The 14,927-nt window shown below is 61.1% G+C and carries 10 protein-coding genes; 5 read left to right on the forward strand and 5 right to left on the reverse strand.

Annotated features, from left to right (window positions below; translation table 11 throughout):
• Positions 1-2: 2 nt before the first annotated feature.
• From FPH17_RS09210 to FPH17_RS09225, 4 genes are all read left to right on the forward strand, one after another.
• Positions 3-1,502, forward strand: coding sequence for an ATP-binding protein (locus tag FPH17_RS09210; RefSeq protein WP_154880095.1), 1,500 nt, complete (start codon positions 3-5; stop codon positions 1,500-1,502).
• The gene (locus tag FPH17_RS09215) at positions 1,502-4,684 is read left to right on the forward strand and encodes a Z1 domain-containing protein (protein WP_154880097.1); all 3,183 of its coding nucleotides are present in this window, start codon (positions 1,502-1,504) and stop codon (positions 4,682-4,684) included. The genes FPH17_RS09210 and FPH17_RS09215 overlap by 1 nt, the downstream gene beginning before the upstream one ends.
• Positions 4,685-4,828, forward strand: coding sequence for a hypothetical protein (locus tag FPH17_RS09220; protein ID WP_238397031.1), 144 nt, complete (start codon positions 4,685-4,687; stop codon positions 4,826-4,828).
• 106 nt (positions 4,829-4,934) lie between these two features.
• Positions 4,935-5,171: a hypothetical protein gene (locus tag FPH17_RS09225; RefSeq protein WP_154880099.1), complete on the forward strand. Its 237-nt coding sequence runs from the start codon at positions 4,935-4,937 to the stop codon at positions 5,169-5,171.
• Here the strand turns inward: FPH17_RS09225 and FPH17_RS09230 are convergent.
• Positions 5,168-6,121 carry an NAD(P)/FAD-dependent oxidoreductase gene (locus FPH17_RS09230; protein ID WP_154880101.1) on the reverse strand — a complete coding sequence of 318 codons (954 nt, stop codon included), beginning with the start codon at positions 6,119-6,121 and terminating at the stop codon, positions 5,168-5,170. The two genes, FPH17_RS09225 and FPH17_RS09230, sit on opposite strands and share 4 nt — an antisense overlap.
• 406 nt (positions 6,122-6,527) lie before the next feature.
• Between FPH17_RS09230 and FPH17_RS09235 the strand changes: the two genes are divergently transcribed.
• The gene (locus FPH17_RS09235) at positions 6,528-8,369 is read left to right on the forward strand and encodes a GmrSD restriction endonuclease domain-containing protein (RefSeq protein ID WP_154880103.1); all 1,842 of its coding nucleotides are present in this window, start codon (positions 6,528-6,530) and stop codon (positions 8,367-8,369) included.
• Between the two features lie 19 nt (positions 8,370-8,388).
• On the opposite strand, the gene FPH17_RS09240 is transcribed toward FPH17_RS09235, so the two are convergent.
• The 4 genes from FPH17_RS09240 to FPH17_RS09255 are packed head-to-tail and all read right to left on the reverse strand — an operon-like array spanning position 8,389 to position 14,859.
• Positions 8,389-9,480, reverse strand: coding sequence for a DUF3322 domain-containing protein (locus FPH17_RS09240; protein WP_154880105.1), 1,092 nt, complete (start codon positions 9,478-9,480; stop codon positions 8,389-8,391).
• Positions 9,467-12,802, reverse strand: a complete 3,336-nt coding sequence (locus tag FPH17_RS09245) for an ATP-binding protein (RefSeq protein WP_154880107.1) — start codon at positions 12,800-12,802, stop codon at positions 9,467-9,469. The genes FPH17_RS09240 and FPH17_RS09245 overlap by 14 nt, the downstream gene beginning before the upstream one ends.
• Positions 12,799-13,386 carry a DUF4194 domain-containing protein gene (locus FPH17_RS09250; RefSeq protein ID WP_154880109.1) on the reverse strand — a complete coding sequence of 196 codons (588 nt, stop codon included), beginning with the start codon at positions 13,384-13,386 and terminating at the stop codon, positions 12,799-12,801. The genes FPH17_RS09245 and FPH17_RS09250 overlap by 4 nt, the downstream gene beginning before the upstream one ends.
• Entirely contained in the window at positions 13,387-14,859 is a 1,473-nt protein-coding gene (locus tag FPH17_RS09255) for a DUF3375 domain-containing protein (RefSeq protein ID WP_154880111.1), read from the reverse strand.
• Between the last annotated feature and the right edge of the window lie 68 nt (positions 14,860-14,927).

A 14,927-nucleotide genomic window follows, 5' to 3' on the forward strand; every position in this document is an offset into this window, starting at 1 on the left:
GGATGAGTCTCCGAGAGATCTCGAACGACATTGAACACGTCGTTGCCCTGCCACCCACCGAGGGAATCCACCATGCCCTCGGGGCAAACCATGATCTGGTGACGGGCCTCGATGAGTTGATCGATAATGCCATCGACGCGCATGCCCAAAACGTGGTGCTTCACTTCCACGTCGATGGGTTCCGCCTGGTGCAGATCGGCATCCATGACGACGGCACCGGCATGTCCGTGCAGCAGATGCAGGAGATTCTCCGCCTCGGCGGGCACCAAGCGCGAAACAAGAAGAACATTGGTCGGTACGGGATGGGCATGAAAGAAGGCTCGCTCAGCAACGCGGAGATCGTCACCGTGGTGTCGCGCCAGCGCGGCCAGCACTCTGCCGGCTACGAGCTGCGTAAAGGAACCTTTGATGCTGGCGTCTTAGGTGAGCGTTCCAGTATGGACGTCTGGAACCTTCGCGCAGACATGCTCACTCTCAAGCACGGAACCAGCATCGTGTGGAACAGCCTTACCGATGTCTACCGGGGCGAAGACGAAGCACAAGGCCTCGGCTTCATCTCCAGCACGCTGGAGAAAGTGCGCCGCCACATCGGTATCCGTTACCACCGCTTCCTCGAGCGCGGCGACCTCAACGTCTCGATGTTCACCCGCTGGGACGATGCCGACTGGGCACCGAACCCCGCAGTAAAACCAATCAACCCCGTCGGCTGCAGCCGCTCAGCGCGCAAGGACTACCCGCGCACACTCACCGTCGGCGGAAAACCAGGCGCCGCGGGTGTCACCGCCCATATCTGGACCAACCGTTCCGTGAAGGACGAGTTCATCCTCGAGGGCAAGGACGCGATGGGTCACCAGGGCTTCTACTTTTACGACGCCGACCGCCTCCTCACCAGCGGTGGCTGGAGCGGTTTCCGCCGTGACAGTAAAGACACGAAGCTGCTCCGAATCATTATCGACGACCCACAAGTGATCAACGAGTACCTCATGGTGAGCCCGCAGAAGCGCTCCGTGCGCTTGAGTGAAGGCTTCCACAGGTTCATCGATTCCCTCCGGGACGTCAAGGATGCGGAATATACGTTCGATGATGTCTGCGCTGACGCGCGCGACGTCCTCCGGGAGTCCAACCAGAAGTCAGGTAATGCAGATCAGATCTCTGAAGCAGGCGTCGGCATCGCTCCGGAGGTTAAACGTGCAGTTGAGGAGCATGCGCGCCTCCGCTTCACCGACCCAATCGACATCAAATACAAGCAGCTTCCGGGCGACGATTTCGTCGAAATCGATCAGCCCAACCACTGCATCTACATCAACGCGAAGTACCGCAAACTCATCAATCCTGGCAGAGGCTCGCTCAATGACGCGCCGATTGTCAAGACTCTGTTGTACCTTCTCTTTAACGACGTCACCGTCCAAAAACGAACCAAAAAGTCGAATGCGAACGTAGAAGTGTGGAATGCGCTTCTCACCGCCGCAGCGCAAGCAGAAACGAATAGTAGGAGCGAATAATGGATTTCAACGATATTAAGAATGCGATCTCAGATCTGTATGACGCACGGAGTCTCCGCGTCCGTCCTGCGATTCAAAAGGGGGTCGAACTTCTTACCGACACCGTACTTAGCGACGACCAGCTCCGCTCCTACCTTCGTAACGGTTCGTCTGCGGACGTCCAGCCGCTCGTTTCCTACATCACCGAGATCGCAAATGCTGACGGAGCGACTCTCGACCCAAAGACAGTAACTGCACCGGACTCCGCCGAGCGGATCGCATGGATTTTGGAACAGTTGCACCTGGGCAAGTTCTCTGAGGATATCGACGAGCTGCTCGTGTCGCCGGAGCCTTCGGTGATCGTTGACCAAGTTTTTGATGATTGGTACACCCCCGAGCGTGCCGCCAAGAACGCAAACTATTGGACCGACTACAAGAACGTCCTGTCCCGCAATAATTGGGATGCGGCCTCTATCGCCGCCGTTGATGAGCAAGCAACGGAGGTGCTTCGCCGGCTCACCGACCCGACGAAGGCCGAGTACCAGTCTTCCCGTGGCTTGGTGGTGGGCTACGTGCAGTCGGGAAAGACCGCGAACTTCACTGCACTTGCCGCCAAGGCCATCGACGCTGGGTACCGCTTCATCATCATCCTTGCCGGCACGATGAACAACCTCCGCGAGCAGACGCAGCGCCGAATGGATAAGGAGCTGTGCGGTAAGGAAGCAGTGCTCGATGGTTTGGATTACGAAAACCTCACGAAGGAAGAGGTGAAGTACGAGACCTACTTTAACGAGGATGAGGAGTGGGAGCGGGACTGGAACGATCGTGGTGGTGCGTTCCTGAGTCATGGGCCGCGCTACGGCGAGCCAGGCTTCCCGCGCATCCGTCGCGTCACGACGTCGAAAATTGACTACCAGCGCAAAGGCACCAACACCATCGATATTGAGCGCCCGGACAAGTCAAAGCCGATGTATGACCCAGCCAACCTAGAAAACATGAAGTGCTTGGTTGCTGTGGTGAAGAAGAATGCCACTGTTCTGCGCCACTTCAACTCCGATCTACGCCGTGCCGCTGGTGCAGACCCCGAGTTCAAGAACCTCCCAGTGCTGGTCATCGACGATGAGTCCGACCAAGCGTCGATCAACACCCGCCCACAGAAGGGCCGGGGCAGTGAGGAGGAAGTCGACCGTACAGCGGTGAACGAGCAGATTACGGAGATCCTGCAGAACTGCCCTCGAGCACAGTATGTCGGCTACACCGCTACCCCATTCGCCAACGTGTTCATCGACCCCAACGACCCGGTTGACCTGTACCCACGCCACTTTGTACTAATGCTGCAGGAGCCGCCAGCGTATCGTGGTGCGCGCTGGTTCCACGACCGCGCAGACTTCGCCGATGGGAGCGAAATCCCGACGATTAAGAACTCGCAGAGTAAGGCGTTCATCCGCGATCTCATCGACGAAAGTTCAGTGAGCGATGAGTTTTATGACGAAACGCGGAGGGGCGAGCTCCAAACAGCCCTGGATGTGTTCGTTCTCACCGGAGCCCTGAAGAAGTATCGTGAAGCGAAAGACCCGAAGTATTCCTTCCGACACCACACGATGCTGGTCCATGAGGGCGTCGATACTGCCATTCACCAAGACGCAGCACAGATGCTTCGTGAACTGTGGAGGGAGCGTGGCTATAACCTTGGCCGCCCGATTCCCGAGATGAAGCAGCTCTTCGAGGCCGACCTCTTGCCTGTAATGCAGGAGAAACGCTACAACCCCGGCTACCCGTATCCCGAACGCTACGAAGAGTTGTTGCCGTTCATCAATGAAGCGTTCGCAGAGATGATGGTCGGCGTCACCGATAGTTCGGGTCCGGTGATGCAGGTAGACACGGATGGCAAGGACTCCCCGAACTTCGAGGCTGGCAAGGTCTGGAAGGTCTTGGTCGGCGGCACGAAACTCTCGCGTGGTTATACCGTCGAGGGGCTCACCGTCTCTTATTTCCGTCGCAGAGCGGGCAGCGCAGACACGCTCATGCAAACCGGACGCTGGTTCGGGTTCCGCAAGGGCTACCAAGACCTCGTCCGACTGTACGCACCTGCTGACCTGGTCGAAATGTTTGAAGCCGCCATGCACGACGAAGAAGTCTTCCGTGACAACATCAAGGCGTTCTCCGAGCTTGACGACGACAATGCGCCTCGCCTCACCCCAATGAAGCTTGCACCGCTCGTCCGGCAATCGTTGCCGTTCCTGAAACCAACGAGCAGTTCGAAGATGTTCAACGCGTACATCATGAAGCAGGCAGCGGCACCGCACCCGGTGGAATTCAACTCCATCCCCGTCCGGGAACAGAAGGAAGCGTTGCGCCAGAACTTTGAAAATGTCGCGATCCCCATGCTCAAGAAGATGAGTCCGGACCCAGTCTCAGCTGCCTTCTACCGCAAGGAAGGAATGTGGAAAGATGAAGTGACCCACCGCCACGGCGTGAAGGACTATTACTGCGGCACGATGCCTGCCCAGCAATTCATCCAGATCCTCGACGCAATGAATTGGAACGAGTCCATCAATTACAAGCAGAACATCGTCCAACCCCTCATTGAGTACCTCCGCGGTTTGCTGGGGCGGGGACGCCACGCTGACCCCTCTCGCTCCGACCTCCTTGAGGTAGGCATCTTGCTTCCCAAGAACAAAAAGCGGGGAAATACTCCGGAAACCGTCAGCATCCCCGGCGTTCCCTTCGACGTGCCCCTCGTGGTGCGTAAACGCCGTGAAGACCGTAACGACATCACTGGTACGGACAGGAAGGACACCTATGTCCTCGAGAGTATTGCCTCCGGCAATCCAATCTCGGTCCACCGGCAGCCAGAAATCGAAGCAATGGCCAAGGCCGGTATACACGTCAATGCGGACTACACCCCAGACGCCGAGCCATTCGACGTCACAAGCGAGGAAGCCCACAAACGCGCTGCCGTGTTGTTGACCCTTTTCGACGACCGCGACCCCGCGGACGTCAACCTCGCCAAGAAGCTCGGCACCTACACAAAACCGGACTGGTCGAAGGGCGAAATTGGCGTCGCGATCGCGGTCGGTTCACCACACGCCGCTATCAAGGGCAACGAGGGTTTCCTCGAGTGGGGAGTACACCTGGCGGCACCTGAGGGAGAGGAGGAATCTCCGATCGTCGAAGTCAGTGCGGTGGATGGAGCGGAGTGATTGGGCAAGGCTAAAACGCCCCCCAGCCTTGGGGTGTGGTCGCAAAACTTTGGGGTGCAGCGCTTTTACCACCGTTATGGCTTCTCCAAGGCCGGTGAGTACTTCTTCAAGGTTGGCAACCACCGCGATCACGAGTTCATCTAACGGCGCCCTGCCCCACTCGGTTAAGCCCACGGTGGTGAGGCAATCGTTGGGAGTGAGTGCGCTTTTCCACCTATCCTTTGACGTTTTTGTAAACATCAAAACTTAGGTGCCTAAGTTTGCAGGTTTGCTGTCTCGTGTTGATGACTGCTTTGCTGCGTTGGACGCATATCGGCGGGGCGACGCCGATCAGATCGTCGATCTTTATGCGCCAAGTGCGCTCGAAGCACTCGCGCAGGCAGGCATCGTTACCGCAGCGCAGCTAGATAAACGCACCCGCGCCTGGCGAGCCCCCGACGTGTTGGATCTGCTCGACGAGTTCGCCGAGCGCAGGCGGTGCGCCTAGAGCCCCGCGACATCCTCCGCCAGCATCGCCTGGTCCACCTTGATGCCCACGGCCGCGCCCGCGCCCATCGCCTGCGGCACCTGATCCGGCGAGCTCACCACGTTGCCCGCGGCCCAGAGCCCGCTTATCGACGTCCCACCACCGTGCACCCGCACCCAGCCGTCAGCCGTGCCGTCGACGGTAGCGCAGCCGGCCTGCTTGAGCAGCGCGTCGTTGGGGAGGAAGTCTGGGCCGGTGAAGCAGGCGTCGAAGGCGGTGGCGTCGTCGCCGGCGCGCACGAGCACGCCGGTTGCGGAGGCGGCGTCGGGGTCCACGCGGGTGACCGGGGCGTCGCTGATGGTGGCGCCGAGGGTGTGGAGGAGGTGGCGGGTGGCGTCGTCAAGCGAAGGCCCGTTGGGGAAGAAGGTGAGGCGGTCGGTCCACTTGGTCAAAAGCTTTGCAGCGTTCACCGTAAACGGCGGATTCGCGCCGCCGATCAGCGCGATGCTGCGACCGCGGACCTCCCAGCCGTGGCAGTAGGGGCAGTGGAAGACGCGCGTGCCCCATAGTTCCCGCAGGCCAGGGACGTCGGGGAGGCGGTCGGTGATGCCAGTGGCGACGACGACGTGGCGAGAGCGGAGCGCCTCGCCGGTGGAGAGCGTGGTGCGCCAGCCGCCGTCGGCGGGGGAGAGGGCGTCCGCGGTGGCGCACACGAGGGTGCCGCCGAAGGATTGGAACTCGGCGAGACCCCGATCGCGCAGCTCCATTGGCGGCACGCTGTCCATGCCGAGGATGCCGTGGGCGTGCTCGCTGAATCGATTGCGAGGCTGGCCTGCGTCGATGAGCGTGACCTGGCGGTTGGCGCGCGCGAGCGTGATCGCCGCTGCGGTACCGGCGAATCCGCCGCCGATGACGGTGACGTCGGGATGAGCGTAACTGTTTGGATACGGGATGGGTCGGTTGTGCGGCATACGGTTCCTCGTGGAGCGTGTTTGATGTGGTGCTTTCGTCACGATAATGATTCGGGACGCCAGCGCAAACGGAGCTAGCTCCATTTGCGCCGACTTCGGCAGTAAAACCCCAGTTCGCGCGAAGCCGGTAATCCGAAATGGAGCTAGCTCTGTTTAGACTCGGGAGCTGCCCGGATTCTCAAAATACGGAGAGAACGGAACTCCAGGTGTAGCAAGTTCGTCGAAAGGTGAAGTATTTGCTCTCAGAGGGAGGCTGCATACTGCCATGGTGGTGGAAACTCATTGTTCGCTTCGTTAACGCTCGAGTGGCGCTCCTCGAAGACGTTTCTTGTATGGGGCACTTTACGCGAGGCCAATGGGTTAACCTGGTCAGAGATGTGCTGCCACCAGTGGAGGAGTTTCCCGTATGGGTTTTCAAACCCCGATGATTGAGCTCGAGAAATTTCTGGAGCGAACCAACAACGGATCGATCCAGTTGCCAGACTTTCAGCGTGGCTACAAATGGGACGAAGAGCGAGTCCGGCAACTCCTGATTACGGTGCTGCGAGGACACCCCATGGGCGTGGTCATGCTTCTGGAGACTGGAAACGACCAGATTCGATTTAAACCACGGCCAGTCGAGGGGACGGAATTTCCAGAGGGAGCGAAACCACAATTCCTGTTACTCGACGGTCAACAGCGACTCACTTCTCTCACGCAGGCGCTGTCGGGTGACGGTGTAGTGCAAACCAAGGATTCTCGTGGCAAATTGTTTGGCCGTCGTTTCTTCGTAGACATCAACCTGGCTGTAGAAGATCCGCAGAATATCGAGGATGCGGTAATCGCCGTACCTGAAGACGGCAAGATCAAGACGAACTTTGATCGAGATGTTGTGCTCGATCTGAGCACGCGTGAAGCACAGCAAGAGCAAGGCTATATTCCGATCACTCTGTTATATGACTCAGAAGCGTGGTTTTCCTGGGCCATGACTGCGCCGAACCCGGAGGTCGTCCAGCGCTTCGGCAGCCAATTTGTTTTCCCAGCGAAGAGTTACAAACTTCCTGCGATCGAATTGGATCGAGAGACTGACAAAGCGGCTGTGGCTACGGTATTCGAGAAGGTAAACATTGGTGGGCTACCGCTCAACGTTTTTGAGCTTCTTACGGCAATGTTTGCCGGTGACGCCGACTACTACGCCAAGACGAATAATGATTTCCGGTTGAACGATGACTGGCAGGAAACCCGTCAGTACTGGGCGAAGTACCCCGTCCTGCACAAGGTGGAGAACACTGATTTCCTTCAAGCCGTCACCATGCTTGCGAGTTTGAAACGGAAACGCGAGGCGGCTGAAGGCAGCCGCAAGGTTGGTGTCACAGCAAAGCGCGAGGACGTACTGAAACTCACGCTTCCCGAATATCTTAACTGGCGCGACCCGCTTCGGGATGCGTTTATCTGGGCTGCGGACTTCCTCGCCGATCTCCACATCTTCCAGGCGGCTGATGTTCCATACTTGAAGCAGCTTGTGCCGCTGGCTGCATTGCGTGTCGAGCTTGGGGCCGACGCGGATCTCCACCAAGTCCGTGCACGCCTGGTCAAGTGGTATTGGGCTGGTGTTTTCGGCGAGTTATACGGCAGCGCAATTGAAACTCGCTTCGTTCGGGATCTTGAGATGGTCCCAGCGTGGGCCCGCGATGTCTCGGCACCAACCCCACGCACGGTGGCAGATGCCAACTTTGTCGAGTCTCGCCTCCATTCCATGAGAACTCGGAACTCTGCAGCATACAAGGGGATTATGGCGCTGATCATGGGGAACGGATGCATTGATTGGATGGAAGCCAAGACGTTCGGTGCCTACCAATACCAGCAGCTTGCGGTGGATATCCACCACATCTTTCCGCAAGACTGGTGCAAGAAAAACGAGATTGATTCGGAGCAGCGTGAGTCCATCGTGAATAAGACGATGCTTAGTGCGAGGACGAACCGGATCATTGGCGGCGTAGCCCCATCACGCTATTTGGGCGAAGTGCAGGAGAAAACTCAGCTTAGCGCAGCGGAAGTCGATGAGATCCTGGCAACGCACGTCGTCTCCCCGGCGGCGATGCGCGGAGATGACTTTGCGTCGTTCTTCTCTCAACGCCGTGAAGGGCTTTGCGTGCTGGTCGAAAAAGCAATGGGCAAGGCAGTGCCACGGGATGTAGCCGATGGCCGAGGCGAAGAGGACTCAACGCACTTCGAAAGCGTTGATGAGGATCCAAGCGAACTGGAATGATCCCGACGCCTGGCGAAACCTACACATCCCGCAGCCGCTCCACCGCGTAGTCGAACACGATGCGTTCCTGCTCGATGCGCAGGCACCCGCTGGAGGAGTGGCTGCGCAGGTAGTCCAGGGCGTCGGCTTCTGTGGAGGTGAGTCGCGCCGGGGTGAAGCGGCTGGGGTTTGGCTCTTCGACGGCGAGTGCGTCGTGGTCGCGCGCAGTATCCAGATCCATGAGCACGGACCGCGTATGCGGCAGGTGTGCGCGCACCAGGTCAAGGATGTAGAAGCCGTAGGAGTCTAAGTCTCCCCAGTACAACACCTCTTTTGAAGCAAGCCAAGGCAGCTGCTTCGCCAGCACTTGCGCGCGCAGGCCGCCACCGAAGATCGCGACGATGTCCGGCAGCTCCGGCAGCGCAAGGAACGTCTGGTGGTTTTCCACGAACAACACGCGGCCCCCGGGCAGTGCCTTCAGCTCGGAAAGAGGGCACGACCAGTGCCGCACCCCGCAGAATGACGCGTCCGGGTCCAAGCTCCGCAGCTCCACCAGGACCGGCCTGTCGCGAAACGTCAACTCGCCGACTACGGCAGTCAGTACTGCGCGGTGGGCCTCCACCCACTTAGAATCCACGCCGAAGATCGGGAGCTCGCGGATGTAGTAGGCGGACGGGTCATGCGTGCGCAGCCACCGCACCACGCTGACAAAGCGGGCGACGGTGGCATCATCCCACGCCTCCCACGCAGCGAGCTTGCTTATCAAGGGGCTACGGACGTCGTCGCCAAGCGAGGCGCACAGTCCGTCGAGCAGCGAGTTGATGCGCAGCCAATGCTCAGCGCGGCCGGCGACCCGCGCGGCGGTGTCCGGGCTGTCCAGCACTACGCGCGCCGGGAGTGCGTAGGTGCCCAGGTAGCCGAGCTTCTTCTCCTCCCACTCCGCGGTGATGCGGCTGCGCTTCCATTCCTGGATCCAGGCCTGCACCGCGCGCCCCTCATCAAGCTCGGCGGCACGGCCCGTCGGTGGCAGCAGGTTCACCGTGAGCGGCGAGAAATCGCCGGCAAGCCAGGCCCGGTGGTTGCGGGCGTAGAACGTGGCAGCGCGTGTGCGTACCTGGTCACAGGTCTTCATCGAGGGCTTCCTCGATGGTGAGTGTGCTGGTCTGCGAGTGCTTGCGGTCCGGGCACTCCACCATCAGCACGCCGCCGATGTAGTCCTGCACCGTCTGCAAAAGCTTCTCGGGCGTGGCGAGGATCATGTGGAATCCGAACTTGCGGAATGCTCCCATGGCCGCGCGCGTGAACTCGGCGTCCGCGCGGTCGAAGGCTTCATCCAGCACGATGGTGCCAAAGCGGGGGTACATCGCATCCTCAACCTCGACCACGGATTTGTTCGCTTGCGACGGGTTCGCGCCCATCCCCGTGAGCCGGTAGCGCAGCGCGGCGGCGAGGCAGAAGGAGGAGAGCTTCTGGGCCTGGCCGCCGGAGAGTCCTTCGGCAGAGTCGTATACCGCGCCGCGGACGCCGTCGGTGCCGTACTCCACGCCCAGGAACTTCACGTGCTGACGCGTGTCCAGGCGCAGCTTCTGTTCGCGGGCGCTCGTGGTGTCGGAGATCGTGACCGCCTCGATCACCTCGCGGATTGTGTGGAAGCGGCGCTCGCTGTCCTCTAGATCGGCCTCGTTGATCATGCCGTCGAGCGTGGCGTCGATAAGCTCGATGAACTTGCGGGCGATCTGCGGCTGCGCCTCGCGGACCTCAATTTGCAGGTGCGTGTCGGGGTAGAACTCGACCTGTGCCAGGGAATCGTTGATGGTTTGGATGGACTTGCGCGTATTGCTCGCGGCCTCGCGGATGAGGCGGCGGAGGCGGCCGAAGTGCGTGCGGGTCTGCTCCTGGAGGAGGTCCTTGAATTCCTGCTCAAAGCTCGGCAGGTTCTCGGTTTCGAGGCGGTCCAACTCGGACAGGAACGCCTGCTGGTAGCTCTTGTCCGCCTGCAGGTCGCCCTTGCGGCTCTCCCACTTGTGCAGGTAGCGGTGCATGGCGTCGAGCATCCGGCTCTCGCACTTGAGGTCACGGCGGTTGAGTTCGTCGAGCTCGGCGGTGATGGCCTTGCGCAGCTGCTCGTGCACGCGGTCGATATTCTTCTCGTCGATGGTGCCGGCACGCTTGGACAGCCTGCTGTGGACCTCCTCCGGTGGGGCTCCGCGCTCGAGGCGCGCCTGAGCCTCGGCAAGCGCCTGTTCCGCCTGCTCGAGCTTTTGGCGCAGCCCGCCGCGCTGTTCAATCAGCCCGTTGAGATGGCCTTGGGCCTGGCCCAGTCGCTTCTCGCGGACTTTGAATTGCTTCTTCAATTCGGCGACCTCCGCGTTGCCGTCGGTGAGCCGGTCCACCAGCTCCTGCGACTCTGCGAGCAGGCGGGCCGCGGTCGCGGTGTCGATCTCGCTGAAATCTGTTGTCTCTTGGAGACGCTCCACCGTGGAAATCTGGTCGCGGGCCGTCTTCATACGGCGCTTTGCGGTATCGCGCGCCTGCTCCGCCTGCGCTAGCTCCTTGCCTACGCGTTGCAGCTCTACGTGCAGTGCGTCGATCTTGTCGTCCAGGTTGCCCCACAACACCCACGTGCTCGTGTCGTCGATGCGCCGGCGGTCGTCCTTCACGTGGTCCGCTTCGCTGTGCTTGACCTGGCCATTGCGGGTTACCGCGCGACGGGCGCGCCGGAACTCATCCAGGGACTCGCAGCACTGGTGGTCGAACCGGCGGGCGAGCTGCGACTGCACCCAGTTGTAAAAGCGCCCGTCGGCCACGTCGATCTTCGTGCCGAGCGTGCCGTGTTGAAAGCTCCGGGGCGCCGCGAACTCCTGCTCCGGTGTGATGCGGGTGTACTGCAGCTTTGCGCCAAGGTGCGTGGCATCAATAGCTGTCGAGACTGCGCGGTAGTGCTCTTCGGGTACCAAGAGTGTGCGGGCGAACCCGCCCATGACGCGCTCGGCCGCGCCCTGCCAGGCGCCTTCGCCTTGACTGACAGAGATGAGGTCGGCCACAAACGGCAGGTCTTTCTCGCGGATGCCGGCCGCGTCGGCGATTATGGCGCGAGCTCGCAGCAGCCGAGAATCCATCGCTGAACTGTACTTGTGCAGCGTTTGCAGCTCGGTCTTGAAGGCTGTCTGGGTCTCCTGCAGCTTGCCCACGAGCTGGATCGCGGTGGTAGCTTTGGCGTCTTCTGCGTCGTGCTGCGCGTACAGGTTGTGCAGGTCCTTTCCCAGCTGGTGTGAAATGCGCGCAAATTCCTCCGCTGAGCCAGGTGGCGTGAGTTGGAGCACCCGCAGCCGGGAGGCGAAGGCTTCCGCGGCCTTGTTGACCTGGTCGAGGCGTGTGCGGCGGCTGTCGCGGGTCATTTCGGCCTTGGCCAGGCCGGTGTCCTGTTTGCCGTCGATAAGCTGGCGCAGCTCCTCGCGCTCGCTGCGAAGCGTTTCTACTTCAGCCTCGCCGGCCGTGATCGCGCCGCCCAGCGCTTCGAGGTCGTTGCGGTGCCGTTCGCACGCGCGCAGCGCGAACTGCTTCTTCCAGCCGAAGATGAAGGGGTCGAGCCACGTCTGCTCCTCGGCGACCACGGCGGTGGTACGCGCAATTTCCTCGCGTGCGTGCGCGGCCTCGCGGACGGGAACGAGATGCTCGATCTGCTCACGCGCGTTTACCACTGCGGTGTAGGCGCCGTGCAGCGCGGTGAAGTTCTCGGCCGCCTGTTTGGCCACGGCAAACGTGTCGGGCTCCGGAAGCATGAAGGTGCGCATGAGGTGGTTGAGATCCCCCAGCGTCTTCGCTGATTGCGTACGGTGCAGGAGCTCGAGCGCGCCGCTGTCGGCGATGCCAAGCGCTCGCTGCAGCGCGGCGATGAACTGCGGGTGCTTGCGCCCCACGTGCAGCGCGCTGCCATAGTCCTGCTTCGCCTGTGCGATCGGGAGGTGTTTCACCGCGAGGGGTTCAAACTCCGTGAGATCCGCGTCGCGCGGCAGCAGCAGGTACAGGTCCGTGATGTCTTGGTCTGCGTGCGCGTTGGCGGCGAGGAACATGAGCCTGCAGGCGGTAATCGTCTCGCCGAGGCCGTTTTCGTAGCGAAGGAGCACACCGCTCCACGTCGCGCCGTTCCGGAGGTACGAGCGGGTCAGCTCATCCAGGTCCTCGGAGTGTTCGCGGCGCCACGCGCCCCGACAGTACGTGATCATGGTGCGTCCCGAGCGTTTTTGGTTGTCCGCAGCCGCGTTGAACGAGCGCTTGGTGGGTGGGACGAGGATGGCGGAGATGGCGTCGATGAGCGTGGACTTGCCGGAGCCGGAAGGTCCCGTAATGAGGTAGCCTTCGCGGGCAATGTCGATGCTGTGCAGGCCGTTGAAGGTGCCCCAGTTGTAGACCTGGACACGGGAGAGACGGAATTGGCCGGGGATGGTGGTCATGACTGCTGCTCCAGAAGGGTGCGGAAGGATTCGGTGATTGCGGCGATTTCCTCGCCGGAGAAGATGATGCGCAGGACGGGGGAGACTTCGTAGCGGCCCTCGGTAGGGGTGTCGATGACGATGGAGTTCCGCTTCATCTTGTTCCATGAGGCAATGAACTGCTTGCGTGGATTCGACTTATCGGTTGTGGATTTCCCCTGGTAGGGCATCGTGGCCTCGAAGACCTCGTCCTCGTTGACAATCGTGCGCTCGGTGGGGCTGGTGGAGACCAGCTCGCGCCGCAGGTGCAGAATCACGACCGTATCCATGAAGGTCAGCGAGGTCTTGCGCAGCATCGCGCGCTTATCGGGGACGTCTACCTCCCACGCCTTGGTGTAGGCCACGCCAGCGTCATCGTCCACGATGAGCGTGAGGAAGAGGTTGTCCAGCTGCTGCGCGAGCACCTCACGCGACCCGGACACGGTCTGAAACACCTCCGGCGACTTGATGCTGGACACGTACGGGCCGCGGATGAGTTCCGCGAGCGCCCTGCGCTGCGGGCCGGTGAGCGTACCGGTGTCGCCGTCGTAGAGTGTGTTGTCCATTTATGGCCGTCCAATCGTCGTGTCGAATTCAAACCGTTCGTATCGCGCGCGCAGCCTCGTACCGTCCGCGCGCGTCCAATGCAGCAGTTCGGTGCCGTCTCTTCGCTCGCCGTGCCTGCGCGCAAGCTTGATCAGCCCCACCACGCTCGCAAGCCCCTGGGTCGCAGGGTGCGCGGAGAGCACATCGCTTATCGACGCCCTGCCGTCCCGCTCCACCACATCGTTCACCGCCCCGCACAGCTCCTCCCAGTCGATCTCGTTCTCCCGGATGCGGCGGCGCATCGCTTCCATATCAATCGAGCCTTGCTCGTTGATCTCCATGCCACGGTCGATCTTGTACTCCATCGGGTCGTGCAGCTTCCAGCTGGACAGCGACGTCGGCTGCATCGTTGTTAATTCCAACTCAACACCGACTGGGCTGTTGGTGCCGATGCCCTCCTGCGCGAGCTGCAGCGCCATCTGTTGCGCGGCATTGATGGATTTGATCAGTGCCTGCTGGGACTCGGCTTCACGGGATTGCACAAAGCGTCGTAAAGAGCGCGATAGGTTGGTCATGGAATCGTGGACTTGGCCCGACGACACGTCGAGCGTGTCCACGAATTGGCCCAGCTCGGCGCACTCCATTGGCGAGAGCTTGCGCACGAAGTCGCGCGACAGGACGGTACTCACCGTGGCGTCGAGCTGCTTCGACTGCTCCGGGTCTAAAAAGACCTCGTAGAAACCGCTAAACGCTTTGCCGGCCTCGGACTGCGTGATGAGGTCCACGCCACGGAACACGTTCTCCAAGACATCGCCCGCGTGAAGCTTCTCCTCGACGATGGACTCGCGCAGCTCCCGGTCAACCTCCTCGATCTCCTCGCGCACACGGGAAAAGTCAGTGGGGAGGTCGCTGACCAGCGACAGGATCTCGCGCGCCTTCTCCACCGCCTCCTCGTCCGAGATGGTGGCGACGCCGTTCATGCGCACCTGGTCGATCCGGTGCTGGATGGCATCCCGCTGCGCCTCCAGCCTGCGGATCGCATTCGCCTCGTCTTCATCGGTTTCGGCGGCGAGGTCGCGCAAGCCGGTAATGAGGGTGCTCAGCCGAGACTTTGTCACCGACCGCTGCGGATTGGTGAGCTGCTGCACGTAGTCGATCGCCACGTGGGCGTCGGTGGACAACTCGTACAGTTCCTCGCGGGTGCCCTGCGGGCTGCGGCGCACCAAGTACCCGTCCTTGACCCAGTCATTGATGTAGGCCACACCGGTCTTCGGCAGCTCCATGTCGGTCTGCTCCCGGATGTCCACCAGCATGGCGTCGACGGTGAGCGCGAAATCGGAGCCGGCGACCTGGCGATTGTCCCCTTCAAACACCGACCGCAGGATGGCCAAGACGGCCGGGGCATTCTTCGCGCGAAGTATCACCCAGGCCGGGTTCGAGGTGGATAACCTGAGCTGCTCAAGCGTCGTGGCAACCACTGAGATGCTGTTCATGCCCTCAGCCTAATAACGGCACCGGACATGGCCTGCGGTTTTCTCGAACGGGTGGGCGGTTGGCCTAC

Origin of the sequence: Corynebacterium gottingense, from assembly GCF_007559235.1 — a bacterium.
Lineage (GTDB): Bacteria > Actinomycetota > Actinomycetes > Mycobacteriales > Mycobacteriaceae > Corynebacterium > Corynebacterium gottingense.